At 43.3% G+C, this 26780-nt stretch carries 19 protein-coding genes; 11 read left to right on the top strand and 8 right to left on the bottom strand.

Annotation, left to right across the window (positions count from 1 at the left end; all coding sequences use genetic code 11):
* Nucleotides 1-184: 184 nt before the first annotated feature.
* Complete coding sequence (locus L3V41_RS17730) at nt 185-3637, top strand: PAS-domain containing protein (protein ID WP_237128208.1); 3453 nt, start codon at nt 185-187, stop codon at nt 3635-3637.
* On the opposite strand, the gene L3V41_RS17725 is transcribed toward L3V41_RS17730, so the two are convergent.
* The 8 genes from L3V41_RS17725 to L3V41_RS17690 all read right to left on the bottom strand — a co-directional run bounded on the left by L3V41_RS17725 (nt 3638) and on the right by L3V41_RS17690 (nt 15727).
* Nucleotides 3638-4915 (bottom strand): HAMP domain-containing sensor histidine kinase, encoded by a 1278-nt coding sequence (locus L3V41_RS17725; protein WP_237128207.1) that lies wholly within the window; start codon nt 4913-4915, stop codon nt 3638-3640. It abuts the gene before it with no gap.
* On the bottom strand, nt 4916-6292 hold the full coding sequence (locus tag L3V41_RS17720) for a sigma-54 dependent transcriptional regulator (protein ID WP_237128206.1): 1377 nt from the start codon (nt 6290-6292) through the stop codon (nt 4916-4918).
* 62 nt (nt 6293-6354) lie between these two features.
* Nucleotides 6355-8805 carry an ABC transporter permease gene (locus tag L3V41_RS17715; protein ID WP_237128205.1) on the bottom strand — a complete coding sequence of 817 codons (2451 nt, stop codon included), beginning with the start codon at nt 8803-8805 and terminating at the stop codon, nt 6355-6357.
* The gene (locus tag L3V41_RS17710; protein ID WP_237114594.1) at nt 8805-9557 is read right to left on the bottom strand and encodes an ABC transporter ATP-binding protein; all 753 of its coding nucleotides are present in this window, start codon (nt 9555-9557) and stop codon (nt 8805-8807) included. The genes L3V41_RS17715 and L3V41_RS17710 overlap by 1 nt, the downstream gene beginning before the upstream one ends.
* Nucleotides 9554-10831 (bottom strand): HlyD family efflux transporter periplasmic adaptor subunit, encoded by a 1278-nt coding sequence (locus L3V41_RS17705; RefSeq protein ID WP_237128204.1) that lies wholly within the window; start codon nt 10829-10831, stop codon nt 9554-9556. Before L3V41_RS17705 ends, L3V41_RS17710 begins: the two co-directional genes overlap by 4 nt.
* A 161-nt stretch (nt 10832-10992) precedes the next feature.
* The gene (locus tag L3V41_RS17700) at nt 10993-12477 is read right to left on the bottom strand and encodes a beta-lactamase family protein (protein WP_237128203.1); all 1485 of its coding nucleotides are present in this window, start codon (nt 12475-12477) and stop codon (nt 10993-10995) included.
* 183 nt (nt 12478-12660) lie between these two features.
* A complete protein-coding gene (locus tag L3V41_RS17695) occupies nt 12661-13323 on the bottom strand; it encodes a response regulator transcription factor (RefSeq protein ID WP_054562939.1) in 663 nt (220 codons plus the stop codon).
* 112 nt (nt 13324-13435) lie between these two features.
* Nucleotides 13436-15727 carry a TonB-dependent receptor gene (locus L3V41_RS17690; RefSeq protein ID WP_237128202.1) on the bottom strand — a complete coding sequence of 764 codons (2292 nt, stop codon included), beginning with the start codon at nt 15725-15727 and terminating at the stop codon, nt 13436-13438.
* Nucleotides 15728-16022: 295 nt separating this feature from the next.
* Here L3V41_RS17690 and L3V41_RS17685 point away from each other — a divergent pair, with 295 nt between their 5' ends.
* The 10 genes from L3V41_RS17685 (at nt 16023) to L3V41_RS17640 (ending at nt 26777) form a co-directional block, all read left to right on the top strand.
* Nucleotides 16023-17324, top strand: coding sequence for a GntP family permease (locus tag L3V41_RS17685; RefSeq protein WP_237128201.1), 1302 nt, complete (start codon nt 16023-16025; stop codon nt 17322-17324).
* Between the two features lie 9 nt (nt 17325-17333).
* The gene (locus tag L3V41_RS17680) at nt 17334-18521 is read left to right on the top strand and encodes a homoserine O-acetyltransferase (protein WP_237114590.1); all 1188 of its coding nucleotides are present in this window, start codon (nt 17334-17336) and stop codon (nt 18519-18521) included.
* Between the two features lie 4 nt (nt 18522-18525).
* Nucleotides 18526-19287: a 3-hydroxybutyrate dehydrogenase gene (locus L3V41_RS17675; protein ID WP_062567505.1), complete on the top strand. Its 762-nt coding sequence runs from the start codon at nt 18526-18528 to the stop codon at nt 19285-19287.
* 9 nt (nt 19288-19296) lie between these two features.
* Nucleotides 19297-20004: a CoA transferase subunit A gene (locus L3V41_RS17670; RefSeq protein WP_119853699.1), complete on the top strand. Its 708-nt coding sequence runs from the start codon at nt 19297-19299 to the stop codon at nt 20002-20004.
* Between the two features lie 11 nt (nt 20005-20015).
* On the top strand, nt 20016-20675 hold the full coding sequence (locus L3V41_RS17665) for a CoA transferase subunit B (protein WP_193987998.1): 660 nt from the start codon (nt 20016-20018) through the stop codon (nt 20673-20675).
* Between the two features lie 219 nt (nt 20676-20894).
* Nucleotides 20895-22136 carry a porin gene (locus tag L3V41_RS17660; protein ID WP_237128200.1) on the top strand — a complete coding sequence of 414 codons (1242 nt, stop codon included), beginning with the start codon at nt 20895-20897 and terminating at the stop codon, nt 22134-22136.
* 18 nt (nt 22137-22154) lie between these two features.
* On the top strand, nt 22155-23120 hold the full coding sequence (locus L3V41_RS17655; RefSeq protein ID WP_062567551.1) for a tripartite tricarboxylate transporter substrate-binding protein: 966 nt from the start codon (nt 22155-22157) through the stop codon (nt 23118-23120).
* A 13-nt stretch (nt 23121-23133) separates the two neighbouring features.
* Nucleotides 23134-23598, top strand: coding sequence for a tripartite tricarboxylate transporter TctB family protein (locus tag L3V41_RS17650; protein ID WP_062567509.1), 465 nt, complete (start codon nt 23134-23136; stop codon nt 23596-23598).
* Nucleotides 23599-23601: 3 nt separating this feature from the next.
* The gene (locus L3V41_RS17645) at nt 23602-25140 is read left to right on the top strand and encodes a tripartite tricarboxylate transporter permease (RefSeq protein ID WP_062567510.1); all 1539 of its coding nucleotides are present in this window, start codon (nt 23602-23604) and stop codon (nt 25138-25140) included.
* A 14-nt stretch (nt 25141-25154) separates the two neighbouring features.
* A complete protein-coding gene (locus tag L3V41_RS17640; protein WP_237128199.1) occupies nt 25155-26777 on the top strand; it encodes a sensor histidine kinase in 1623 nt (540 codons plus the stop codon).
* The last annotated feature ends 3 nt before the right edge of the window (nt 26778-26780 follow it).

Below are 26780 nucleotides of genomic sequence, written 5' to 3'. Positions count from 1 at the left end.
CTTGTTGATAGTGATTATCAATTAGATTTAACTATCTGTCAACAGCTAGGTGCAAATAATTCTCATTTCTTTATGTTTGTTTTTTAACCCCCTCAAATACAATGCATTAGCACTAAAGTTGGGCTGTAAATTATGACTAATAAAAACTATGCTGAAGCTATAATAATTAAAATAATCAAATGCGATGTTCTCAATTTGGTCAATAAGCCTACTTGCAATTGTTTACCTAGCAATTCTATTTGCGGTTGCAGGTTGGGCTGATAAAAGAAAAGTACTGCCTTTTAAAGGTTTAACCTATGGTTTATCGCTTGGGGTATATTGTACATCTTGGGCGTTTTTTGGCACCACGGCACAAGCTGCATATAACGGCTGGTGGTTAGCGCCGACTTATGCTGGCACTATTTTACTGTTTATTTTTGGCTGGCAGGTATATTGTCGCATTGCACATATTTGTCGACAGCAAAAAATAACGTCGATGGCAGATTTTATTGCCACCCGCTACGGACAATCTTCAAGTTTATCAGGGCTAATATCACTTATTTCTGTGATTGCGATTGTGCCTTATATCTCTTTACAGCTTAGTGCGACCGCACAAAGTATGAATTTACTTACCGACAGAGCCGTCACACAAAGCCATGAAGTGTGGGCCGATAGCACTTTTTACATCACGCTTGTCTTGGCGTTATTTGCTATTTTGTTTGGTGCAAGACGGCTAAAACCCAGTGAGCATAACCCTGGCCTTATTGCGAGTATTGCTTTTGAATCTGTAGTTAAGCTATTGGCATTTGCTGCAGTGGGTTTATATGTGTGCTTTGCATTATTTGACAGCCCCATGGCACTGTTTGAAAAAGCACAGGCGCTGAATATCGATCAGCAAGTTGCTGTAACACAAAGCCCAACCTATGTGTATGTTGCCCATACATTACTCGGTATTTTGGCAACCCTATGTCTGCCAAGGCAGTTTCACATGAGCTTTATCGAAAAAAATAACGATAAAGAATTGGCTTCGGCACGTTGGCTATTTCCGATTTACTTATTGCTTATCAATCTGTTTATTCTACCGATTGCATACGCCGGATTAATTTATTTTCAAGGTCAAGAAGTCGGTTACGATACCTTTGTACTGGCACTTCCTATGGCAGCTGACAATGCTTTTGTTGCATTACTGGCATTTTTAGGCGGCTTTTCAGCTGCAACTAGTATGGTAATTGTGTCATCAATTGTACTTTCTGTGATGATAACCAATGACTTTATAAATCAGTTTATTTTACGCCGCTCGCAGCTTACATCGAGTAGCCGTGGACTCGATAAAAATAACCTTCTACATGCGCGTAAAATCGTTATCGTACTCATTTTATTACTTAGTTATTTCACTCACCGGGTACTGGGCGAGAGCACAACGCTTGCTAATGTCGGTTTAATGTCGTTTACCTTGGTTGCACAATTTTCACCAGCTATGATTATTGGTCTGTGGTGGCGACAAGCCTCTTGTCGAGGTGCGCAGCTTGGTATACTAAGTGGCTTTATCATCTGGGGTTACACACTATTACTGCCAAACCTAGCAGGCGGCTTAGGTAACGATAGTTTATGGCTCGTGAATGGGCCTTGGGGAATTAGCTGGCTTGCACCCACCAATTTATTTTTATTAGGCATGGAAAGCATCAGTCAAGCCTTGCTGTTATCGTTAGGCGCTAATTGTTTAGTGTATTTTTTGGTGCCGTTGTTTAGTCGTGCAACATTGGCTGAGCGCTTGCAGAGTAATAAATTTGTTTCTCAATTAAGTGACTCACGGATCAGCAACCACCTACATCCACTTAGTTATCATGATTTAGGAGCTTTATTACAGCGATTTGCCGAGAAAGAGGCCGCGCAATCTTTGGTAAACCATTATTTTCCTGATGATAAAGGGAAGTGGAAGCGCCCTGCTAACGTTGAATTAGAGCTACTGGTTGAGCGTGAGATGTCAGCGGTGATTGGCGGGGCATCGGCACGGCTCATTTTAGATGTAGCTAAAAATGAGCAGCGCCAGCCACTAGAACAAGTTGCTGAGTTTGTTGATGAAGCAAGTCAAGTTCTTAAATTTAATCGTGATTTACTACAATCAACCATAGAAAACATCCAACAAGGGATCAGTGTAGTCGACAGTGAACTGCGACTTGTAGCGTGGAATCAAGGTTATAAGAATATGTTTGCTTACCCTGACGATGCTTTATATATAGGGCGTCCGGTGGCTGATATTATTCGTTTTAATGCTGAGCGTGGCCTGTTCAGGGGCGAAAGTGTGACCAGCGAAGTCGAAAAACGTTTAGCGTATTTACGCCAAGGCAGTGCATATAAATACCAACGTTCGCACAATGATGGCCGTGTGTTTGAGATGCAAGGTAATCCACTGCCAGGGGGAGGGTTTGTAACAACCTATACCGATATCACCGAGTTCGTAAAACAACAAAAAGCGTTAACCGAAGCCAATGTTAGCCTTGAGGAAAAAGTAACAGCACGTACATTAGCTCTGACTCAAGCAAATCAAGAGCTATCAAAGGCAAAACAGGTGGCGGAACAAGCAACAGTCAGTAAAACACGCTTTTTTGCTGCTGCGAGTCATGATTTACTTCAGCCCTTCAATGCCGCGAGTTTGTTTTGTTCATTAATGAATGAAAAAGCACAAAGCACTGAGCTTAAAGAATTAGCGATGAATATTAAAAATTCATTAGGCAGCGCTGAAGAACTGTTATCGAGTATTTTAGAACTAACGAAGCTCGATTCAGGTTCGTTTAAAGTACAAATGAGCGAGTTTGCAGCCAGCTCACTTGTAGAGCCGTTGCGCAATGATTATGAAGCCCTCGCAACTGATAAGGGTTTAAAGTTTATAATTGAGACTTGTGATGTGCGTTTGCATACTGATAAAGCGTTGTTACGCCGAGTATTGCGAAACTTACTCAGTAATGCGATTCGTTATACCGAGCGAGGCGAAGTACGTTTAAAAATGCATCATGACGATGATGATCATGTGTCCTTTATTGTTGAAGACACAGGAATAGGTATTGCATCGAGCGATCAACAAACTATTTTCCAAGAGTTTAAACAGCTTGGCGCAAAACCAAGCGCCGAGGGTTTAGGCTTAGGGCTGGCAATCACTAAACGTATATGTGACTTACTTAAAATACCCCTAGTGATGGGGTCTGAGCTTGGTAAAGGCACGCAGTTCACTTTAACACTGCCATGTAAGGTCAGCCGTCAAGCGAGTAAAGAGCAAAGCGCAGAAGCGCAGCAAGAAACAGAGCTTGGTCAGCTGCGTATTTGGCTGCTTGATAACGACCGAAACGTATTAGAGGCATTAAAGCAGTTACTCGAAAATTGGGGCTGCGAAATCTCAACGGCCACTAATTTAGCGGAACTTGAGCAGTTAAAGGCAAGCCAAGCACTACCACAATTACTGATTATCGATTATCAGCTTGATGATGGGGTAACGGGCCTTGAAGTGATTGAGCAAGCAGCCCTTACTGCGTTACCTGCCATCGTTAATACCGCGAATCATGACGAAGGAATACGCGAGTTAGTGCTCGATGCGGGCTACCCATTGCTTTATAAGCCTTTGAAAGCGCCCGCCTTAAAACGCATGATTAAGCGACTTACTTAATCAGAATACAGTAATTTGAGCCTGCGTGCCTTGCTGGGGTTTTGAGTTTATTGATAACTCAAAGCCTTGGTTACGTAACAGTTCTCGGGTGATCACAAGCCCTATACCTGTGCCATTTGCCTTGGTTGAGTAAAATGGCACGAACAAGTTATCGGGGTTTTGAATGCCACAGCCTTGGTCGCTAATTGCAATACTTAAGTTATCACCCTGCCTTAACCAAGTGAGGGTTGGGGCAGAATCGCTACCTGCTTCAAAGGCATTTTTTATCAAATTGATCAACGCTTGTTCTAGCTGCCCCAAGTCGGCATTAACATGAAACTCTTCACTGCTATTTATCACTAGTTCAGGAAAGATAGCGCTTAAACGTGTGTTTAGTTGCTCGCTACTGATTGTCTGTTTTTGTGCGGGTGGTAGCTTGGCAAACGCACTGTAACTGGCTACAAAATCAAGTAAATGCTGAGCGCGTTTTTCTATTACTTGCAGCATATCTTGGGCGAGATCATCGTGACTGCTAATTTGTCCTTGGCGCTTAAGGGTTTGCAATGACTGACTCATGGAATAAATCGGCGTGAGTGAATTACGCACTTCATGATTTAACACGCGAATTAAACGTTGCCAAACAAGTTGTTCGTTATCGCGAAGCTGTTGCTCAATTGAAAAGAAGGTTAGTAATTCAAAGTTTCTGCCAGTCCGCCAAAAAGTCTGCGATGAGATTTGAAAGCGTTGTTTAAACAGGGAGTCACTGTTTTGTTGCCATTCGCCATCATGCAGTGCAATGCCTAAGTCGCTGGCCGATTTACCTTCAATCTGGCGATGGCTAATACTGTTTTTAAACGCCTTATTACTAAAGTAAATCAAGCCATGGGGGTCTAGTATAACGATGGGTAAGTCCAGCATGCTGGCAAACTCAAACACAAACTCTTCTGTTTGCATGTAATGGCGTTTGTTCTTGGCTATTTTATTGCTGAGCTTGGCAAAATCTTGCTTAAGCGCTGCGACTCGTCCACTTTGATAAGACGCTAAATGCCAACTATTACTTTCGTCATTTGCCAGTGCATCTAGTTGCAGACCAAAGCGTTCAACCACATCGGTGATCACTCGGTAGCTTTTAATTAAAGCAAAAGCGCTTATTCCGATGAACGGCAATAATAGACTGATACTGGCAAACCAATCTAGTTTTAAGCTGAGCGAAAGGGCAATACCAAGCGTTAATAGCACCGCTATAACCAGATAAAAATAGCGTCGAACACGCTGCTCTAACGACAACTTGCTACTCATTTAGCGTTCAACTTCTTTTAAATCGAGCTGATGTTTATCAATGCGACGATAAATCGCCGATTTACTTAATCCTAAAAATTCTCCTGCGGCGATAACATTACCATTAAATTGCAGCAGCGCTTTTTGAATCATTTGTTTTTCAAGTTCTTCAAGGGGCAATAGTGGCAAAGCTTGTTCTGCATTACTATTCGTTTGCTCGCAACTTGGTTGATCTAAAATGAGGTCATTGGCTTGAATATTGTTGTTATCGCTCATGATCACCGCACGTTCAATGCAGTGGCTTAGCTCACGAATATTACCAGGCCAGCAATAATTTTTTAGCGCGTTTAGGGCATCATCACTGAGCGCCATATTCGCTCGTTGGTATTTTTTACCATGCACCAATAATAAGTGTTCTGCTAAAGGAGCGATGTCGTCTTTTCTGTCACGAAGCGGTGGAATGTGCAGTTCAATGGTATTGAGTCTAAATAATAAATCACGGCGGAACTCACCCTGCTCAATGGCCGTAGCTAATTCACTATTGGTGGCAGAAATAATGCGAACATCGGCGGTCTTGGTTTGGCTTGAGCCTAGCACTTCAAATTCTTTGCTTTCTAGCACGCGGAGCATTTTACTTTGCAGCTCGAGGCTTAAAGTCGCAATTTCATCTAAAAATAAGGTGCCGCCTTCGGCAATTTCAAAACGCCCTAAGCGGTCTTCTTTGGCATCAGTGAAAGCGCCTTTTTTATGGCCAAATAGTTCACTTTCGAATAGCGTTGGCGCAATAGCGCCAATATTCACGCTTACATAGCGTTTATCACATCTGAGAGAATGCTTATGAATATAATGTGCTAATAAGCTTTTGCCTGTACCATTTTCGCCGGTAATTAAGATGCTGGCATCGGTTTTTGCTGCGCGCTCAGCTTTGGCAAGCAACAGTTGCATGATTTCTGATTTAGCTATGTAATGTGCTTGTGTGTCACTGGTAAGCGCCTTTAAGCACGCGTTGTCGTGATTACTTTGCTTGAGCTTGAGTTGTTGTTGCACAACGGCGGTTAAGCGTAAGTTATTCCATGGCTTTTCAACAAAGTCGACAGCCCCTAATTGCATGGCTTTAACGGCAACATCAATGCTAGCCCATGCGGTCATCACAATGACAGGTATGGTCGATCCTAATTGATTTAGTTGCTTTAAAAAGCGTAACCCTTCTTCACCTGAGGTGGTGTCGAGCTTGTAGTTCATATCGAGCAAAATCAGGCTAATGTGCTCTGATTTTAATAACTCAAGGGCATGTTCAGGGCCTTCGGCCTCAAGGCAATGTAAGCCAAGTTGTTGTAATGCAACAGTAGCAGCCAGACGTACATCAGCTTGATCGTCTATGACTAAGATTTTATCCATGATTCTTCTTATTATCCTGTTGAGGTAGCTTAAGCCAAAACTTAAGCCACCATTTTGTGCTGTTAATCGTTACGCAGAGCGGCCATAGGTTTTGCTTTAAGCAGTAAAACCAAAGGTCTAAAGCAAGCGAATAGCGCAATACATAAGGTAATACTCCAAGCGAGTAATTGCAGTCTTACATCAAGTATCAGCCAAGACATTAGCTGGCCTTGTAACATGTAAAAACCCATCGTTACCACAGCGAGTGCAACCGCAAAGCCAACGAGCACAGGGATAATAGCTTCAACACTCATCAGCTTGAATAAGCGTGCTTTTTTCGCACCTAATGCCATACGAATACCAAACTCATAACGGCGTAGACCAAGGTTATAGCTCAGTACCCCAAAAATACCGATTGCTGCTAATAATAGAGTAAATAACGCTAAGGTACTACACAGAACCACGGTCAGACGGCTCATATACAGTAAATTGTCGTACTCTTGCTGTAAGTCGTTAAACTGCCACATGGTTAAGTCGCTGTTCTTTTCTTTTAGCGTATTAAGTATTTGTTTATTAGTCAGCTTAACGCCTTCAGAAGCTTTAATAGTAAACATGTAGCTATACGGTGTCGCTGGCCACCAAATGTGACGACCAAACGACTCGTCGTAGTATTTAGGGTGATTAAAATCTTCGGTTACACCCACCACTTCATACATCTTTTCTTCTAAGCCTTGGTAGCTCTTGCCGATAATATTTCGATAATCTTGGCCTGGTAATAAGTTTTCTGCAACGCTGACTGATACCAGTATCTCGTTGGTTTCACCACGTATTGCTTGCTCGGTAAAGGTGCGGCCAGCGAGAATTTTGGTATTAACTAACGCAAAGTAATCAGGTCCTACCCACTGACTAGGGAAGAAAACTGAGCTTTTACCGTTTACATCTGTCAGGGTGTTGGCGTTTTGTCTTTGCGAAACAGGGCTGTGACCTAGGGCAACATCATCAATGCCTTGGCTATCAAGTAAAACCTGCTTGTATTGCAGCATATGTTCGTAGCGCTCAGCCAACGACATTTGATTATTTGGCTGGAAAAGGTTGGCAAAATATAGGTTTTCGGTATCACTACCGAGTGGGCGGTTAATCGTGCCCATGGCTTTACTGACTACCATCACAGAAAAACTAACAAGCAGCGCGGCAACAAACATTTGTGAGCCAATTAAAATACGCACTGTGCGGCCTGATACCTGCGAAACCCCGCCTTTACCACTGTTTTGCATTTGCGTATTTAGGGTTTTGTAATTTACCAAACGTGCTGTAATTACAGAGAAAATATAAGCAAGAGCAATACACAGTATAATGGCAACAATAACTAACGTGGTATCAACGGCTAAGCTATTCACCAGTGGTAAACGCCCTTCTGCCAATACTTTAAATAAACGTATGCCCCATACCGATAAAAACAGCGCAATGCTGACCGATAAGGTCATTAAAATCAGTGACTGTAAAAAGATACTTTTAAATAACGTGCTGCGTTTTGCACCTAACACCGCCTGCAAGGCGAGGGTTTTATGTTGGGCAAGAGCGCGAGAGAAGAATAAAGTGCTTACATTAAGTACCGCAATAATCAGTAGCCCTACTGCACCAGCTAACATCATCAAGCTTAAGTCATCGTTATTACCCAGCTCAACGTCGCGATACGGGGTTACTTCAGGTTTTACATCGGTGATCCCCCCGTTGTTGAGCCACTCTGATTTAACCGTATCAATTTGTTGTTTTAAATCGACTTTAACTTGATCTATGGTGACCCCAGGCTTTAAAACTGCAATGAGTTTTAGGTTTTTGAACGTGTTTGTCCATGGGCTTTGCCAATCGTCATTGTGAAAGAAACGGCGGTCAGCACTTGATGGAAACCACACTTCAACATCACTTGCTTTAAACATGTAAGGTGGGCTAAATGAGTCATCAACAACACCGACGATACGGTGAACGTAATCGGTTTCACCCGCCATAACTGAAAGTGTTTTACCAATAATGTTCGGGTCGCTGTTGTAATGTTTGCGCCAGAAGTTAGCAGATATAACAACCCGATCATCAGGAGTTTCTAGCGTTTCTCCAAGGTCAAAACCTTGTCCCATTAAAAATGCTGTATTTAATAAGTCAAAATAGTTGCCGCCAACATACAGCACTGGCTCTTTCGGTTCGCCATCTAGGTTTGCAAAGATTTGTTCACCCGCATTGATCATCATACTTTGTTCAAAGCTTTGACTATGTTTAAGCCAATGCACCATCGATTGATAGCTTTGAAAGCCGGTGGCATCGTAGTCATCATAAGTAAGTGATTGCTCAACCACCACCATGCGGCTTTCATCGTATACATCAAGGGGCTTTAAAAAGTAGCTGTTAACAAGGCTAAGCACCACAAACAAGGTTGCCAGTGTTAAAGCAAGCGTTGCGATAACCGCAGTGACAAAGCCCGGTGCATTCATTAATGATGCCCACGCTAAGCTCAGTTGGGCGCGTGTTTTGGTTAATTTCATTACATCACCTCGGCGCTTTCGAGTGCATGCTCAGCAGTGTCGCTGCTAGGTGCTTGGCGAGCTTCAGAGTAGGAAACAATTTCACCATCTAGCAATTTAAGTTGCGTTTTTGCACGTCCGGCATAACGTAAATCATGGGTTACCATACAAATCGTGGTGCCTTTTTTATTCAGCTCATCAAGCAAGTCCATAACTGCATCACCATTTTTTGAATCTAAGTTACCAGTTGGCTCATCCACCAATAAAATGCTTGGCTTGCCAGCCAATGCACGGGCAATGGCAATACGCTGTTGTTGACCACCGGATAATTGGTTTGGTTTATGCTGAGCACGGTGACCCATTTCAACTTCATCAAGGGCCTGCTTTACCGCAAGCTCAATTTCGCTTGGGCTCATGGCTGGCTCTCGGTACGTGAGCGGCAGTGCCACGTTGTCAAATACCGATAATTCATCAATTAGGTTAAACGACTGAAATATAAAACCAATGTGACGGTTTCTAAGTTCAGCTTGCTGATCCATATCGAGGGTTTTTGTGTCGACTTCTTTAATGAAATAGTCGCCAGCAGTTGGGCTATCGAGTAAGCCTAATAATGACAGCAGCGTCGATTTACCACAGCCTGAAGGGCCGCTAATGCAAATATAGTCACCTTGGTTAATGTTTAGGCTGATGTCTTTTAATGCATAGGTTTCAACATTTTGGCCGCGATAAACTTTGGCGATTTTGTTTAATGAGATAAGCGTGTTGGTTTTCATAAACTGTCCTGTTCGATTTTTATTGTTGCCAAATGCTGCCATTTAGAAAGGTCTGAAATGATCAGCTGTTCGCCCACGGTGGCACCGCTCAAAAGTTGAATTTGATTGTCACTGAGTGTACCAAATTCGATATTGGTTGGCGTTGCTAACTGGGTATTTGGATTAAGTTTAAACAGCGTGGCTTCGCTGTATGCTTGTGCTTTTTGTGGCACGTTAATGGTTAACGCATTGGGAATAATGTTGCTAATTACATAGCCTTCAATGCTTAAATCTGGGCGGGCATTAGCAGGCAGTGTGCCTTGTAAATCAAGTTCGATAATAACTCGACCATCGGTAACGATAGGATCAATTCGGGTGACTTTGGCATCAACTTCACTGTGGCTTGCTTGGCTAAAGGTGTTTACTTTCGCTGCCATATTGAGTGCTACTTTTTCGGCATCAGCTTGCTTAACGCTTAGCTCTGCTTTTAGTGCTTTGTTTGAGCCAACCACGGCAAGGCGAGAACCCGGCACGAGATTTTGGCCAAGTTCAACATTCAACTCTTGCAACATGCCATCGATGCCTGCTGTTATTTGTAGCTGATCAAAAGCGTGTTGCTCAACTTGATAATTAAGCTCAAATTGGCTTAATAGTTCTTGCTGTATTTTGCTACGTTGTAAGTGCATTTCTTTAAGTTGTGCAAGGCGTTGCTGCTCGATACTTACGCGTTCTGTAAGCTGTGCAACGTTTAGCACGCTTCGTTTGTAATCGAGGCTTGAAACAATTCCTTGTTCGATCAGTTTACTTTCGGCATCGACTCTGAGCTCTGCGCTTTGCAGCTCACTTTTTAAAATGGCGAGATTTGCTTGGCGTTCAAGTAGCTCGCTTTGCTGGTTAATTTTTTGCTCATTAACACTGGCTTTTTGGCGAGCAAGTTCTAGCCGAGCGACCGATAGACGCTGTGCTTGCTGCGGGTTTACTAGGCTTAAAATTACCGTGTCTTTTTTAACGATAGTGCCAGGGTAAACATGGATAGCTTCGACCATTGCGGTGTCGGTATTGGTTAAATAGCGTTGATACTTTGGCTTTAAACGGCCAAAACCACGTATTTTTACCACAAAATCGGCTTGTTCTACGGTTGCTATTTGCAATTGGCTTGCCGCAACCACAGTGGGTGTCGCCCATTGATACATCATTAAAGCGCCAAGAGCAGATACGCCAATAGCTGCACCAATCAGCCATTTTTTAGCTTTTGATTGTTGAGGTTTGCGTTTTAGTGTGCTGTCTAAATCCATTGGCTATATTTCATTATGTTGTAGGTTTAGCAACACAAAAGCGAGGAACGTGCCAAGGTTTAATTTATTGATTTTAAAAGTGTTATATTTTTGTGGTTAGGTGGGTTTTCCCACTTTTGGGATTAATAAAATCAAAAGTGGGACAAATTATAATGTGCTGTTTACTGCATCAGCTTTGCAAGTTTAGCCAGTTGCTTTTTAGCATGTGCGTTATCAGGTTTAAGCTTTAATACATGGTTATAATTGGTGGTTGCTTGCTTGAGATCACCGAGGTACCAATATGCCTCTGCTAAGCTATCAAAGGTATTGTAACTATGTGGGTAAAGGTGCGTATTAAGTTTAAAAATCGCTAACGCTTCATTGAGTTTATCTTGGTTAATAAGCGAGTAACCCCATAAGTTAATATCGTTTTCAGTAAATTGAATCTGCTCGTCTTTAGTTAATTGATCCGCAGCTGTAATCGCATTTTCATAGCCTTGTACTTCAAGAACTTGCCATAAGCGTTTAATATTTTTCGGTAAACCAAAGCCATTCTCTTGTTTCATTTGTGGAATATAAAAGCCCGCAATTTCATCTACAAATTGCGATGGCATTGCGCCAATTAAGTTGGTTAAGATCACAATCGACATATTATCTTCAGGGTAAACAAAGATACCAGCCCTGTTACCGCCCACAGCGGCTAATGCAGGATGCTCTTCTCGTCCCATAACTGGCCAGCCAAGACTGTAGCCATTTAAGCGTTGATTGAAGCCTTGAGTACGACCGTTTTTTAGTCGAGCCGGAGTCCACATTTGCTGCATACTGTCTTCACTAATAAATTGATTTGTTTGTAAAGCGATTAGCCAATTTGCCAATTCTGTTGCTGTTGAGGCCATACCTGCGGCGGTTTGTAACATTTCAGAAAAAATGGCTTCTCTTGAATTGAACAGTTCGTTGCCTTGCTTTTCATATCGTCTAGCTGAATGTTTTACAACATTGTTGAGATTACCAAAGCCCGCTTCAAGTGTTCTGCTCATTTCAGCCTGCTGTAATTGGTTTTTTTCGATAAATTGCTGAAATGGCATCCCCGATAGTTTGTTAATTAACTTACCAATAATAACGTAATTTGTTTGGTTGTATTTAAAGCGAGTGCCTGTTTCGAATTCTAATGGCTTGGTTTGAACTAATTGCCATGCATCATCGGGTCCTTGATCTGAGATTAAATCAGCAACTTCACCTTTTATTATGTCAGGTAAGCCTGATGTATGGCTCATTAACTCTCTGGTTGTTATAGCGTGCCACTCAGTTGGCAATTCTGGCAGATAAGTGCCAATAGGCGCATTAAGATCTAATTTCTTTTGCTCAACAAGCTGCATCAGCGCCACACCAACAAAAGCTTTTGTTGCAGAATTAATGGCAAATAAAGTGTTGCCATCAACGGCGATATTATCTTCAATATTTGCAACTCCGTAGCTGGCAACTTTAGTTACTTTATTATCTCGAACGACGGCGAGTTGTAGCCCTGGAATATTTCTTTTTTGCATTAACTCAACCACCCATTGGTCAAGCTCATCTGCATGTGCAGAAAAGGCGCAGAAACTGGCTGATAGCAGTGTTATGGTCGGAAGAATTAATTTTTTTGCTAGTTTTTTGCAAGCTGTGTACACGATGTTGTCCTTAGTGTTCATTTTTATCTATTATTTTTTACTTAGATAGTTTTGATGTGAGCACTATAGCGAGGAGCATGCCAATATTTAACGTTTTGAAATTTATAGTTTTTATTTTTTTTCTTGGTTTAGAAATTCCCATTTATGGGAATTTCAAATTAAAACTGGGAGTAAATGCTTAAATTAGCTTTCTTCGATTTTGCCAACCTGCGAAAGCTGGTTAAACAAAATGCCTGCTTGGGTACGGTTATAGACATTAAGCTTCCGTAAAATCGCTGACACATGTTGTTTGATTGTGGTTTCTTGAATTGACATTTCAAAGGCGATTTGTTTATTCAATAAGCCGTCGGCAATCATTGCAAGTACGCGGTATTGCTGCGGAGTTAGTTTTTCAAGGTTACGAGCAAATTCGCTTTGTTCGTCGTTGATTACTACATCGGTTAAATCAACTTCGGGTGGTAACCACGTATCGCCGTTGAGTACATGGCTAATTGCTTCACTAATAACATCTAAAGAAGATGACTTCGGAATATAGCCTGCAGCGCCAAGGCTCATAGCTTGTTTGATTATGGCAGGTGTCTCATTGGCAGAGACCATAATGACTAGAATATCAGGGTAGTGGTTACGCAGTTGCGAAAGGGCTTGTAGACCATTTGCACCTGGGATGGTGAGGTCTAAAAATATTAGTTCAATCTCAGGGTGAGCGCTTAACAGTGTAAACAAACCATCAATGTCACTGGTTTCTTTAATATGTTCTTCTGGCACTGATGTCGCGGCAGCTTGACGCAGCGCACTTCTAAATAACGGGTGATCATCGGCGATTATGGTGTTCACAGCTAAAGACATTCCCTCTATTCTCCAATGCGTTATGTTATAAGTGATTTTGCCTTTTGAAACAAGGTTTGCCTGAGGGGAAGTTTCAGACAAACCTTTCTCACACAAGGATTTAGATTCTATTTTAGAAACGGTAACCAACAGTGAAGGCGACAGTGCGAGGGTCGCCGTAGTAACCAATTAGCGTATTATCACCACCTAAACCTGGGGTATATTTGCTGGTATCTGTTGGGTCTGTTGGATCAGGTGCCACGAACTGGTAACCACCAATCATGTACTCTTCATCCATTAAGTTTTTACCGTAAAGACCGGCAGTCCAGTGACCATCTGTGCTGTACCAAGTAATACCCATATTAAAAATACCGTAAGCATCTTGCGTTAATAGGCTATCTTCTTCGAATAACGCGTAGTCGCCTCTGTGGTAATAGCTACCATTAATTACAAAGTCGCCCATTTCTGTGTACATACGGTATGTTGCACCCAGATTAAAGGTTAAATCAGGTGTGTTTGATACCGTAAAACGGTCTGATTTATCGAACTGCTCACCTGTTACAGGGTCAAAATCAATCACGTTATCGAAGTTACTGTCAATATAACCTATTGATGCATCAAAGCTGAGCGATTCAGATGCTACATAGTTAAGCTCAAGCTCAATACCATCAGATGTTGACTCCCCAATGTTACCTAAGCGTTGGTTTAGATCTGCATCTGTTTCACCGGGTAACACAGAAATATATTGACGATCTTTATGGTCGAGTGAGAATAGGGTGACGTTTGCACGTAAGTTATTGTTCCACTCACTCTTCATGCCGATTTCGAATGAGTCAACGATTTCTGGTTTTGCAGCAGGCTCTGCTGTACTTGCTCGTGGGTTGAACGTACCTGACTTAAAGCCTTGCGCGTAACTTGCAAAGAACATGATGTCGTTTGAGTACTGATATTCAACACCTGCACGCGGTGTGAAGCGTGACCATTCTTCTTCATCATCGAGTACCGTTGGTACAAGCTGACCTTCTGGGCGAGTGTAACCTGGCACCCAGTCTGATTCAGGGTAGACTGTATCAAAAATTAAACCGTTATAAACATTCGCTTCTTTTTTGTCTTTGGTGTAACGCGCGCCCAATGTCATTGACCATTGTTCGTTAAAGTCATAACTACCTTGAATATAAGCTGCCTTACTTGTTGAGTTACTACAGCCACCGGTTTCACGGGTTAAGCTTGGGCCACCTAATGCCTGACCTAATACTTTCAAGATAGCTTGGAATTGACCACATGATTCACCGTCATAGTAATAAAGACCCGAAACCAGTTTGTAGTTATCGCCTTGATGGTTTAGCTGTAATTCATGAGTGGTTTGCTCATCATCGTAAATTGCAGGAACATCGAAAATTTGAATTGAAGTATTATCAAAGTCGATGTTGGTTGGTGAGTAGCTCTCACGGCTTGAACCTACATATTTAATGCTGGTGTAGTCAGTCATATCCCAACGAGCAGTCAGGCTGTAGCCTTCAAGTTCAACTTTGTTCCATGTTGGTAAGCTGGTGTATGAGTCATACACACTATCTGGAACCGGTGCATCGGTTAGTAGGCTTGGTAGTAAACGGTAGCCACCTTTTGCGTTTGACTTGTCTTCTGTTTTATCCCACGCTAAGCGAAAGAATAAATCATCAGTCGGTGTGTATTCCAGTGTAACACGTGCTGCGGTCACGTCTTTGTTGTAGTTTTCGCGGTCTTGGTTATCAAGAGCCGATGTTAAAAACTCACCAAAGCCATCACGGTTAAGCGTTGCAAACCCAAAGCCTACGTAAAGTTTTTCGTCAACAATCGGTAATTGGCCGGTAATCTTTAAATCTTTCTGGTTATAGCTGCCCACAGTCCCCTGTACATTTAACGTGGCATCACCGCTCATTTCTTTGGTGACGTATTTAATTGCACCACCAATGGTGTTTTTACCGTAAAGCGTTCCTTGTGGGCCGCGTAATACTTCGATTTGTTGCACATCAAGTAGGTCAAGCACGGCACCTTGTGGACGAGCAAGATAAACATCATCAATATAAATACCTACGCCTGGCTCATAACCCCAAAGAGGATCTTGCTGACCTACACCACGAATAAACGCAGTAATGGTAGAGTTAGTACCACGACTGGCTTGCAAGGTAGTATTTGGCGAGAACTGCTGAACTTCGGTCATGACGACAATGCCATTTTCTGCCAGTTCTTCAGCACCAATTGAAGTGACAGCAACAGGCACTTCTTGCAGATTTTCAACGGTTTTACGTGCTGTTACCTGAATACGTTCAAGTTCACCTTTTTTTGCTGCAGGTTCGGCTTGTTCTGCCGCTTGAGCACTGACACCTGCCAAAGCAAGTGATACAGCCAGAGTAAGTGGCGCGACTTTTGGGTTAAGCTTTATCATGTTGTATTCCTTGTTATTGTTGTCATTAGTCTTATGGCCACTCACATCGATGTTGCCGAAGACTGAATAAGATTTGCCCGTGTCACCTGTCAGTTAATGTAGAAGATAGTTGCAAAAATTGAATTAGTACCATAGTGCTATACCCACCACAGCCCTTTATTTATCAAGCAATTAAGCTATTTTTAAAGCAGATAGTACCTTAGTGTTATGTATTTTTTGAACGCTTAAGGTAAGACTAAAAGCATTATTCCGATGTCACCTCATCTGTGTAATAACAATAATTATAGGAATGTCTATGCTGAGCATGATAGGACTGTTAGGCGGCTTAATACTGCTGATCATTTTAACGCTGCGTGGGGTAAATTTATTTATCGCTGCGCCAATCTGTGCACTGTTAGTTGCACTTAGTAGTGGCATGGCCATTTTCCCTGTATCGGCAGATACAAACTTTATTAACGCCTATATGGATGGCTTTGCAGGCTTCTTAAGTGCGTGGTTCTTTATGTTCTTACTGGGTTCGTTATTCGGTAAGTTTATGGAAGACACCGGTGCTGCAGACAGTGTTGCAAGCTACATTGTGGGTAAATTAGGTATGAAACACGCTGTTCTTGCAGTTGTGATTGCCTGTGCTGTTTTAACCTATGGTGGCGTGAGCGTCTTTATCGTTGCGTTTTCTGTTTACCCAATGGCATTAAGTCTGTTTAAAGATGCAAACTTACCACGCCGTTTTATTCCAGCAACGCTAGCATTTGGTTCGGTGACCTTTACCATGACCTCAGCTGGCTCGCCAGAAATTCAAAACTGGATCCCCGTTAAGCACCTTGGTACGTCACCCTATGCGGCATGGGAAGTCAGCTTAGTGGTGGCTATTTTCATGGCGACAGCAGGCTATTTTTGGTTAAACAAGATGATCAAAAAGGCCGTTGCTAACGGCGAAACCTTTGAAGCGCGTGATGATGATCCTGTCATTATTGAACGTCGTCGTCCGCATCCAATCACGGGTGTGATCCCGCTAATCGTGGTGCTACTTTTATCATTTACACTACATGATGTACTGCAGCAAACAGCGCTGATTGTCGCTTTACTTGGTGGTGTACTGAGTATTGTGATTATCAACTTTAAGCATTTTCACGATATGGGTAATGCTATTAATGTGGGTACAACCGGTGCTTTAGTAGCAATCGGTAATACCGCTGCCGTGGTTGGTTTTGGCGCCGTGGCGAAAGTGTCACCAGCATTTATCGCCGCTGTCGATGTGATGACCCATATGCCAGGGAATGAACTACTTGGCGCAGCCGTGGCAGTGAGTGTCATTGCAGGTTTAACAGGCTCTGCTTCTGGTGGACAAGCCATCGCATTACCACTTGTCGCACCGGGTTATTTAGATATGGGTGTGAATCCAGAACAACTACACCGTGTGGTGGCGATTAGTTCTGGAGCACTCGATACCTTGCCGCATAATGGCTATGTGGTCACAACGATACGTGCTATCTGTAAAGAAACGCATCAACGAGCGTATTGGTCAATGGCAGCACTCACCGCGGTCATTCCGCTTATCGGTGTCGCATTGGCACTCGGACTCTTTATTTTCTTTTAAGGAACAGCAATGAAAACCAAATTAATAATTTTGCTATGGCTGGTTGTATTTAGTAGCACTGCGTTTGGCGCCGAAAACAAAGCCGACACCATGCTGGTGGAAAAACAGCATTTTACAACAAAAGATTTTACCACTGTGTCTGGTGTGACTTTAGAGCAAGTGGATATTGGCTGGGAAAGTTACGGAAAACTAAATGCCAATAAAGATAACGTGATTTTAATCACTCATTACTTCTCTGGTACGTCTCATGCCGCAGGTAAATATAAAGCGGATGATGCCTTACCAGGTTATTGGGATGCGATTATCGGCCCAGGTAAAGCGATTGATACGAATAAATACTTTGTGATTAGCTCAGACACCTTAGTGAATGCCAACTGGCATGATGAAAATGTAATCACCACAGGTCCTGCGTCAACCAATCCCAAAACAGGTCAACCTTATGGCTTGGACTTCCCTGTAGTCACAATTACTGACTTTGTGAATGTGCAAAAACGTTTACTAGAAAGCCTAGGTATCACTAAATTACATGCTGTGATGGGCGCATCAATGGGTTCGTTTCAAGCTCTTGAGTGGGCAACGCGTTACCCAGATAAAGTAGAGCGTTTAATTCATGTGATTGGCGCTGCAACGATGGATGCATGGACAGTCGCTGCACTTGAAAAATGGGCGTTACCAATTCGTTTAGATAAAAACTGGCAGCAAGGTAATTACTACGGCAAAGAGCGTCCGTTAGATGGCTTAGCGGCAACCATGCTTAATATTACGCAAGATGCGATGCATCCAATTATTTATAACGCGAGCTTCCCTGACTTTAACGTATTGGATGAAGGCGCGTTAAAAGACATTCGTACCTTGCCTAAGTTAAATCAAGTATTGGCTGGGCGGGCAATGGCGCGTGCGAAAACGCAAGATGCAAACCATGTACTTTATTTGGTCCGGGCATCACAACTATTTACCGCTGGCATGCAAAGCGATTTAACAACGGCACTTAAAAATATCTCTGCAAAAACCTTACTGCTTCCTGCGAGTAACGACTTATTGCTACGCCCCGAAAACATGCGCGCTGTGTATGAAACCATGAATGCACAAGGTAAAGATGTTGCGATTTCAGAAATTGAAGGGGGCTGGGGACACCTTGATGGCATCTTCTCAATCGCCCCTAAAGCGCAGCTTATCAGTGAGTTTTTAGAGGAGTAGCCCGATGAGCAGGACAGTTTTAATTACCGGTGCAGCCAGTGGTATTGGTTTATATGTTGCAAAGCAGCTGGCGATGCAAGGTCACACTATTATTGTCACTGATTTAAATCAGCAAGCAGCACAACAAGCGGCAGCAGACATTGTTGAGCAAGGTGGCAGCGCCGAAGGGTATGCACTCAATGTGGCAGAAAGCACCGCAATAGAGCAGTTTTTCACTGAGCTTAATCAGCCAATAGATGTACTTATTAATAATGCAGGTATTCAGCACGTTGCAAGGCTTGAAGATTTTCCGGCAGATAAATGGCAGTTTTTACAACAAGTCATGCTTGTTGGCCCTGCGATGATGACCAAGGCTGTACTCCCTCGCATGCGTGAGCAAGATTTTGGTCGCATCATTAATATTGGCTCAATCCATGCCATGGTGGCGTCTAAGTATAAGTCGGCTTATATCGCAGCAAAACATGGTTTAATCGGGTTTGCAAAAACCATGGCCTTAGAAACGGGTGATGCCAATATTACAATCAACACGGTGTGTCCGGCGTATGTGAAAACCCCGCTTGTGGAGCAACAAATTGCCTCGCAAGCAAAAGAGCATGGCATTTCTGAGCAACAAGTGATCGACACGATTATGCTGGCACCAATGCCGAAAAAAGCATTTATCGGCTTAGATGAAATACTGCATACCGTTAGCTTTTTAATGGCCGATGCAGCACGCAATATTACCGCCCAAGCAATCGCCATTGATGGCGGTTGGACTGCACAATAGGAGGAGCCAATGGCAGGTTTTGATAAAGTAGTTACAAGTTACAGCGAAGCGATGGCTGGCCTTGAAGATGGCATGACAGTGATAGCGGGTGGTTTTGGTTTATGCGGTATTCCTGAAGGCTTGATTGCGCAAATTAAACATCAAGGCACCCGTGGTTTAACTGTGGTATCGAATAACTGTGGTGTTGATGGTTTTGGTTTAGGTGTGCTGCTTGAAGACAAACAAATTAGCAAGATGGTTGCCTCTTACGTCGGTGAAAACGCGTTATTTGAGCAGCAGCTATTAAATGGTGAGCTTGAAGTTGAGCTAACACCGCAAGGCACTTTAGCGGAAAAAATGCGTGCTGGCGGTGCGGGCATTCCTGCATTTTATACCGCAACGGGTGTCGGTACACCGGTGGCTGACGGTAAAGAAACCCGCAATATTAATGGTCGCGATTATTTATTAGAGCCAAGTATTACCGGCGACTTTGCGATTGTTAAAGCGTGGAAAGCAGATCGCTACGGTAACTGTATTTATCGTCATACGGCGATGAACTTTAACCCGATGGCAGCAACCGCAGGCAAAATTACGGTTCTTGAAGTTGAAGAAATTGTTGAGCCAGGGGAGCTGGAGCCAAGCCAAATTCACACGCCGGGTATCTATATTGACCGAGTGATTAAAGGTGAATTTGAAAAACGCATCGAGAAAGTTACCACCAAGCAAGAGAATCAATAAGGAGCACGCTGATGGCATTATCACGAGAACAAATCGCTAAACGCGTGGCGATGGAACTACAGGATGGTTACTACGTTAACTTGGGCATAGGTATTCCAACCTTGGTCGCTAATTATATCCCTGATGGCATCGAAGTGATGCTGCAATCAGAAAATGGCTTACTCGGTATGGGACCTTACCCAAGTGCAGACCAAGTTGATGCCGATATGATCAACGCAGGCAAAGAAACGGTCACCGCAGCAACAGGCGCAGCTATTTTTAGCTCCGCAGAAAGCTTTGCCATGATCCGCGGTGGACATGTAGATTTAACCGTTCTGGGTGCGTTTGAAGTGGACCAAAACGGCAACATTGCCAGTTGGATGATCCCGAAAAAGTTGGTTAAAGGGATGGGTGGTGCGATGGATTTAGTGGCCGGTGCTAAAAACATTATTTGTACTATGACCCATGCCAACAAGCATGGCGAGTCAAAACTGCTGACTGAATGTAGTTTACCGCTAACTGGGGTTGGTTGTATCAATAAAGTGATCACCGATTTGGCATTGTTAGAAATTAAAGACGGTGCATTTCATTTATTAGAGCGTGCCCCAGGAGTCTCAGTCGATGAGATTATAGCGAAGACACAAGGTAAGCTTATTGTCTCTGAAGATGTACCTGAAATGACCTTTAGTTAGCAATTAAGCTCCTAATTTGACTGAATTTTATACTAAACCCTAGTAATGTGCTTTTTGTTCATGAATTTTATGAGCAAAAAGCCATTTATTATCATCAATGCAACTTACCTCCTAAACATTTCGTTAATCTATCGTTAACACTAAGCTCCAAACCAGATCGCCATTTGCAGTCGGCCGATCAACGACAACAAATAATTATAATCTGGTGTGGAGTAATTCATGAAAGCAAGTAACACACAGCTCGCTTTAGCCGTTGCAGCGGCGTTAGCAAGTACATCAGCGTTCGCACAAAGCGACACTGAACAACTACAGCAACAACTCGATGCACTTCAAAAAGAAGTGGACTCATTAAAAATATCTAGCGGCTTTAACCTAGAATTTGGTGGTCGCGTACAGCTTGATTACAACTATTTCGACGGCGCTTACAATGCCGACAATGATGGCGCTGGAGGCAGCGACTTCTTTCCTCGACGTATCCGTACTTATGTTGAAAGTGAACATGGTAACTGGGATCACAAACTATTACTCGAATTTGCAGAAGGCACAGCTGAAATTGTTCTAGCCCGTGTTCGTTATGCATTCGACAACGGCTTAAAAGTAAAAGCCGGTAAAATTCGTGAAGACATGTCGCTCAATGCGCTAACCAGTTCTAAGCACATTAACACTATTGAGCGCAGCACCCTTGCTAATACCTTCTCACCTTTCTTTCGTTGGGGTATTTCAGCTTATCAATACTTTAAGGACTCAGGCTTACGTTATGCCGTAGGTGTTTACAAAAATGATGCGTTTGGTGCATCAGGCCATGACGAAGACGACAAACTCACATTGGCTGTAACAGGTCGCTTAACGTGGTCAAGTGCGGCGCCTGGTGATGTGATTCATTTAGGTGCTTGGCACTCCTATCGCGATATGGGCGGTAATGATTTAAGCGCTCGTTTTGCCCGCGGTGAAGTGCGTGAAACCAATGTGCGCTTAGTGGATTACGCAGTAGGCGGTGAAACGGCTGCACTCGATAGTATGTCGCAAACAGGTCTTGAATTTGCCTACCAAGCAAATGCTTTCACTCTAGAGGCTGAATATGCCAGCCGTTACCTCGATACGATTGATAGTAGCAATGCATTAGATGGTGAGCGCTTTGATGGTTTTCATGTTTCTGCCAGTTACTTCTTAGGTGGTCAGCAGCGCAATTACAAAGCGGGCTCTGCGTTATTTGTTCAGCCAAAAGGGATTAAAGACGCATGGGAATTGGTTGCCCGTGTTTCACAAATGAATGCCAGTAGTAAAGACCAAGGCACTGACGTAACCACTTATACGTTAGGCACATCCTATTACCTAAGCAGCGATATTAAGTTTATGGGCAACCTGATTTACAGCGATGTTGATGGTGCAGGCGCTTCTTCGCTGGTAGGTGATGAAGATTCAGGTATGGGCATCAGCGCTCGTATGCAGTACTTATTTTAGGAGTCGTGCATTATGACTATGTTTAAATCAATTAAGAGCTCTTTATTAGCAGCCTCGTTATTAGTAACCAGCCCGTTGGCGTTAGCTGACTTACACTTTTTAGTACCCGGTGGTCCAGGTGGCGGTTGGGATACCACAGCCCGTGGTGTGGGTGAAGCCATGGTAAAAGCGGGGATTGAAGATAATGCGTCGTTTCAAAATATGTCGGGTGGCGGCGGTGGCCGTGCGATAGCTTATTTGATTGAGTCGGGTACTAAAAAAGGCGATATGTTGATGGTGAACTCAACGCCTATCGTACTACGCGCATTATCAGGCAAAATTCCTTACAGCTATCGTGATTTAACGCCAGTTGCCAGCATGATTGCCGATTACGGCGCGTTTGTTGTACGTAATGATTCGCCTTATAAAACATGGCAAGACGTTATTGATGCTATGAAAAAAGATCCAAGCTCAGTCAAAGTGGCGGGAGGGTCAGCGCGCGGCAGTATGGATCACTTAGTGGCAGCACAAGCTGTAAAGGCGGCGGGTATTGATGGTCGTCGATTACGTTACATTCCCTATGATGCGGGTGGTAAAGCGAAAGCAGGTTTGTTGTCGGGTGAGGTCAACTTACTTTCAACGGGCTTAAGTGAAGCACTCGAAGTCGCCAATGGCGGTCAAGCGCGTATTTTAGCAGTGACTTCAGCAGATGCTTTACCGGATTATCCTGAAATTCCAACCTTAAAGTCGCTAGGTTACGACATGGAATTCGTAAACTGGCGCGGCTTTTTTGCAACCCCAGATTTACCCGCGGACAAACTAGCTCAGTACACAGAAAAGTTGCGTAAATTACAAGCAACACCTGAGTGGGAAGCGGTTCGTGCGCGTAATGGTTGGTTAAACCTGTTTCAAGAGAAAGAAGCGTTTATTAAAGCGCTTGAGCAGCAGGAAGCACAGCTAAAAGTGGTCATGGAAGAGCTTGGTTTTATTCGTAGACTAGGTTAGTTGGGACTTTTTAATGTTAAACCGTGAACTAATTGGACCAAGTTTATTCTTGGTCCTCTTTACCCTTTACGCCCTTGTGGCTTGGCAAATTCCACTCATGCCATTTGAAGAGTATGAAAGCGTTACTTCTGCAACCTTACCAAAAGTGTATGCCGTATTTGGTATTGTGGTGTGTGTACTATCGATTGGTGCCAACTTATTAAAGCAAGCGCCAACAGAAAAAGCAGAGCTACTCAGTAAGGGCAACTTACTACGTACCTTTGCACTGTTAGTGCTAATGGTTGCCTATAGCGCCATGCTCGAGCCGTTTGGTTTTTTAATTGCCACCAGTGCCTTTTTAATTGCTGGCTTTTTTATTATGGGCGAACGCCGTAAAACGGTGTTGTTGTTTGCCTCTGTGCCTGTCGCTGTGGTTTTTTGGTTTTTAATGACACAAGTACTGGGCATTTACTTAGTACCTGGCAACCTGTGGAGTTAAGTTATGCTTGATGGAATTATGTTAGGTTTGTCGACCGTACTCGACTGGAACAACTTGTTATATGTGATTGTTGGCTGCTTTGTCGGCACCTTCATCGGTATGCTACCTGGACTTGGTCCAATTACTGCGATTGCATTGATGATCCCGATCACTTACAGCATTGGTGCTGATTCGGGCATGATTTTAATGGCGGGTGTTTACTACGGCGCTATATTTGGTGGCTCTACGTCTTCTATTTTGATTAATGCGCCAGGGGTTGCAGGGACAGTTGCTTCTTCATTCGATGGTTATCCTTTAGCTAAGCAAGGCAAGGCAGGTAAAGCCCTTGCCATTGCAGCCTATGCGTCCTTTATTGGTGGAACAATTGGTGCCATTTTACTGATGGTGGCTGCGCCATTATTAGCGAAAGTATCGTTAAGTTTTCAATCCCCTGATTATGTTGTACTAATGTTTTTAGGCTTAACGGCCATTGCCGCGTTCTCTAATAAAGGGCAATTTTTAAAAGCGATGATGATGACGGTATTTGGTTTAATGCTGGCAACGGTAGGGATTGATCCCTCTTCAGGTACTGAACGTTTTACCTTTGGCCAAGCCGATTTATTAGATGGCATTAGCTTTTTATTAGTGGCAATGGCAACGTTTGCGTTGGCTGAGGCACTGATTAATGTGGCGCGCCCTGAGGCTGAGCCAGATAACAAGTTGGATGATCCTAATACGCCAAAAATTGGTTCAACAAAATTAACCAAAGAAGAAGTAAAAGACATGGCTCCTGTGGTTGGCCGTTCCTCTTTACTTGGTTTTATTGTCGGTGTTTTACCAGGGGCAGGGGCGACGATTGCCAGCTTTATGGCCTATGCCACGGAACGTAACCTTGCTCCAAAGGCACTGAAAGATAAATTTGGTAAGGGCTCGATGCGTGGCTTAGCAGCCCCTGAATCGGCTAATAATGCAGCCTGTACGGGTTCATTTGTACCGCTACTGACGTTAGGTATTCCTGGCTCTGGCACGACAGCGATTATGTTAGGCGCCTTAATCGCCTACGGCATTCAACCAGGTCCTATGTTAATGCAAGAAAACCCAAGCGTGTTTTGGGCTGTCATTGTCAGTATGTATTTTGGCAATATCGTACTGCTTATTCTGAACCTGCCGTTGATCCCATATTTTGCTAAAGTGCTGGCTATGCCTAAATCGGTGCTAACCGTGATGATTTTGTTCTTTAGCTTAATTGGCGTGTATTTAGTGTCATTTAACACCTTTGATTTATTTATGATGGTGGGCTTTGCATTGGTGGCATTAGTCCTTAGGTTGCTAGCTTTCCCAATGGCACCTTTGTTACTTGGCTTTATACTTGGCGATATGATTGAGCGAAATTTCCGTCGTGCGATGATGATTTCAGATGGCTCATTGAGCTTTTTATGGGACCGCCCATTAACACTCAGTATTTTCGTAATTTCAATCTTAGTGTTGTTGTTCCCATTGAAAGACTATATTGTCCAACGTCGAAAAGAAAAAGCAGCCACGCAAGCAGAGCAGCATGCGTAGTACAAGGCGATAAGATGAGATACACCAATAAGCTAAACCCATTTCAGCATATGGTTAAAAAGCCAAAGCGCTTAGAAACGCGACTCATTATTTGGGTTACCGGTCTATGTGTTTTACAAGCTGTGTTGTTTGGCGCTTTGGTGTATCAGATCACAGCGCAGAGTCTACATAGTCACATGGGTGACAAGGCACTGGCGTTAGCAACGAGCATCGCATCGCGAGATGATGTACAAAAAGCGTTACTCACACAAAAAGACCACGCAAAGCTTAATATTGAAATAGAGCAAATTCGTGAATTAACGGAAGCAAGTTTTATCGTTATTGGCGATAGCCAAACAACACGTATTGTTCATCCTGATGCTAATAAGCTGGGTAAGCACATGGTTGGGGGTGATAGCCAAGCGGCACTAAGAGGTGAGCGCTACGTATCTATTGCGAAAGGCAGCTTAGGTGAGTCAATTCGCGGAAAAGTGCCAGTCTATTCTGAATCAGGTGAGATAATAGGGCTTGTTTCAGTGGGGTTTTTGGTGCAATCGATTGAGCCGCTCATTCGTGCTCGAAGCGCCGAAATCATGCTTTGGGGCTTATTGTTAGTGGGGTTGAGCATTTTGGCTGCGGTGTATATTGGTCAACGGGTTCGTAATGCTATTTTTGGCTTGCAACCAGATGAAATAGCACGATTGTTCTCTGAGCAAGATGCTATTTTGAATACGGTTCGTAGCGGTATTATCGCCCTTGATCCAGAAGGCAATGTGCGTAACTTAAACCAACGTGCCTGCGAAATCCTTGGCAAACCGACTAGCTGTATCCATCAGCCACTTAAGCTTGAAGACTTACTTCCTGAACATACCGAGTTTTTAATGCATAACCAACAGCGACCGATTGTTGGTTTTGAATTGTTTGCTGCCGATAAGCGTATTGTGTTGTCGCGATATTCATTGCAAGTGCAAGGTCAGGCGGATGGTATTTTGTTGAGTATGCGCCCTGCTGATGAGCTTGAATATTTATCGCAGCAATTAACCAAAGTGCAAGCCTTTGCTGAGTTATTGCGGGTGCAAACGCATGATTACTCAAACAAGCTAAACTTAATTGGTGCGTTAATTCAAATGGGGCAAACGGATCAAGCTATTGAATTAATAGGCCAAGAAAGCAAAGGCTCACAAGCGCAGATCCATCATTTACTCGAAAGGATCCAAGATCCGGTACTTGCTGGGTTACTGGTCGGTAAATACCATAAAGCCCGTGAACTTAATGTAATCCTTGAGCTCAACCCTGATAGTTTACTGGGATCGATCACCCGTAAAGATATGCTGGAACGGGTTGTCTCTATACTCGGCAATTTGATTGATAACGCAATTGAAGCTGCGATTAGAGCCAGCGATACACGTACACCCAAGGTGCGAGTTACGGTCGATGAAACCAGTAAAACCTTGCTGTTCGATGTTGAAGACAGCGGCTTTGGTTTGGGCGATGACAAGGATGTGATTTTTACACCACAATACAGTTCTAAGTCAGGGGCAGAGCATGGCATAGGTCTTTATTTAGTTAAAACCAACTTAGATTCGTGTCGTGGTAGTTTAGAAATAGGTGAGTCTGATCTGATGGGGGCACGCTTAAGTGTCTACATTCCAAAATAATAA

The organism is Pseudoalteromonas sp. L21, assembly GCF_021728035.1.
GTDB classification, from domain to species: Bacteria; Pseudomonadota; Gammaproteobacteria; order Enterobacterales; family Alteromonadaceae; genus Pseudoalteromonas; species Pseudoalteromonas arabiensis.
Note: the sequence above shows the minus strand (reverse complement) of the source record. Positions and strands in the feature narration are given on the sequence as shown.

Excerpts from the sequence above, each read along its gene's own strand:
- L3V41_RS17730 (WP_237128208.1), top strand. The coding sequence starts at position 185 with ATGTTCTCAATTTGGTCAATAAGCCTACTTGCAATTGTTTACCTAGCA.
- L3V41_RS17725 (WP_237128207.1), bottom strand. The coding sequence starts at position 4,915 with ATGAGTAGCAAGTTGTCGTTAGAGCAGCGTGTTCGACGCTATTTTTAT.
- L3V41_RS17720 (WP_237128206.1), bottom strand. The coding sequence starts at position 6,292 with ATGGATAAAATCTTAGTCATAGACGATCAAGCTGATGTACGTCTGGCT.
- L3V41_RS17715 (WP_237128205.1), bottom strand. The coding sequence starts at position 8,805 with ATGAAATTAACCAAAACACGCGCCCAACTGAGCTTAGCGTGGGCATCA.
- L3V41_RS17710 (WP_237114594.1), bottom strand. The coding sequence starts at position 9,557 with ATGAAAACCAACACGCTTATCTCATTAAACAAAATCGCCAAAGTTTAT.
- L3V41_RS17705 (WP_237128204.1), bottom strand. The coding sequence starts at position 10,831 with ATGGATTTAGACAGCACACTAAAACGCAAACCTCAACAATCAAAAGCT.
- L3V41_RS17695 (WP_054562939.1), bottom strand. The coding sequence starts at position 13,323 with ATGTCTTTAGCTGTGAACACCATAATCGCCGATGATCACCCGTTATTT.
- L3V41_RS17690 (WP_237128202.1), bottom strand. The coding sequence starts at position 15,727 with ATGATAAAGCTTAACCCAAAAGTCGCGCCACTTACTCTGGCTGTATCA.
- L3V41_RS17685 (WP_237128201.1), top strand. The coding sequence starts at position 16,023 with ATGCTGAGCATGATAGGACTGTTAGGCGGCTTAATACTGCTGATCATT.
- L3V41_RS17680 (WP_237114590.1), top strand. The coding sequence starts at position 17,334 with ATGAAAACCAAATTAATAATTTTGCTATGGCTGGTTGTATTTAGTAGC.
- L3V41_RS17675 (WP_062567505.1), top strand. The coding sequence starts at position 18,526 with ATGAGCAGGACAGTTTTAATTACCGGTGCAGCCAGTGGTATTGGTTTA.
- L3V41_RS17670 (WP_119853699.1), top strand. The coding sequence starts at position 19,297 with ATGGCAGGTTTTGATAAAGTAGTTACAAGTTACAGCGAAGCGATGGCT.
- L3V41_RS17665 (WP_193987998.1), top strand. The coding sequence starts at position 20,016 with ATGGCATTATCACGAGAACAAATCGCTAAACGCGTGGCGATGGAACTA.
- L3V41_RS17660 (WP_237128200.1), top strand. The coding sequence starts at position 20,895 with ATGAAAGCAAGTAACACACAGCTCGCTTTAGCCGTTGCAGCGGCGTTA.
- L3V41_RS17655 (WP_062567551.1), top strand. The coding sequence starts at position 22,155 with ATGTTTAAATCAATTAAGAGCTCTTTATTAGCAGCCTCGTTATTAGTA.
- L3V41_RS17650 (WP_062567509.1), top strand. The coding sequence starts at position 23,134 with ATGTTAAACCGTGAACTAATTGGACCAAGTTTATTCTTGGTCCTCTTT.
- L3V41_RS17645 (WP_062567510.1), top strand. The coding sequence starts at position 23,602 with ATGCTTGATGGAATTATGTTAGGTTTGTCGACCGTACTCGACTGGAAC.
- L3V41_RS17640 (WP_237128199.1), top strand. The coding sequence starts at position 25,155 with ATGAGATACACCAATAAGCTAAACCCATTTCAGCATATGGTTAAAAAG.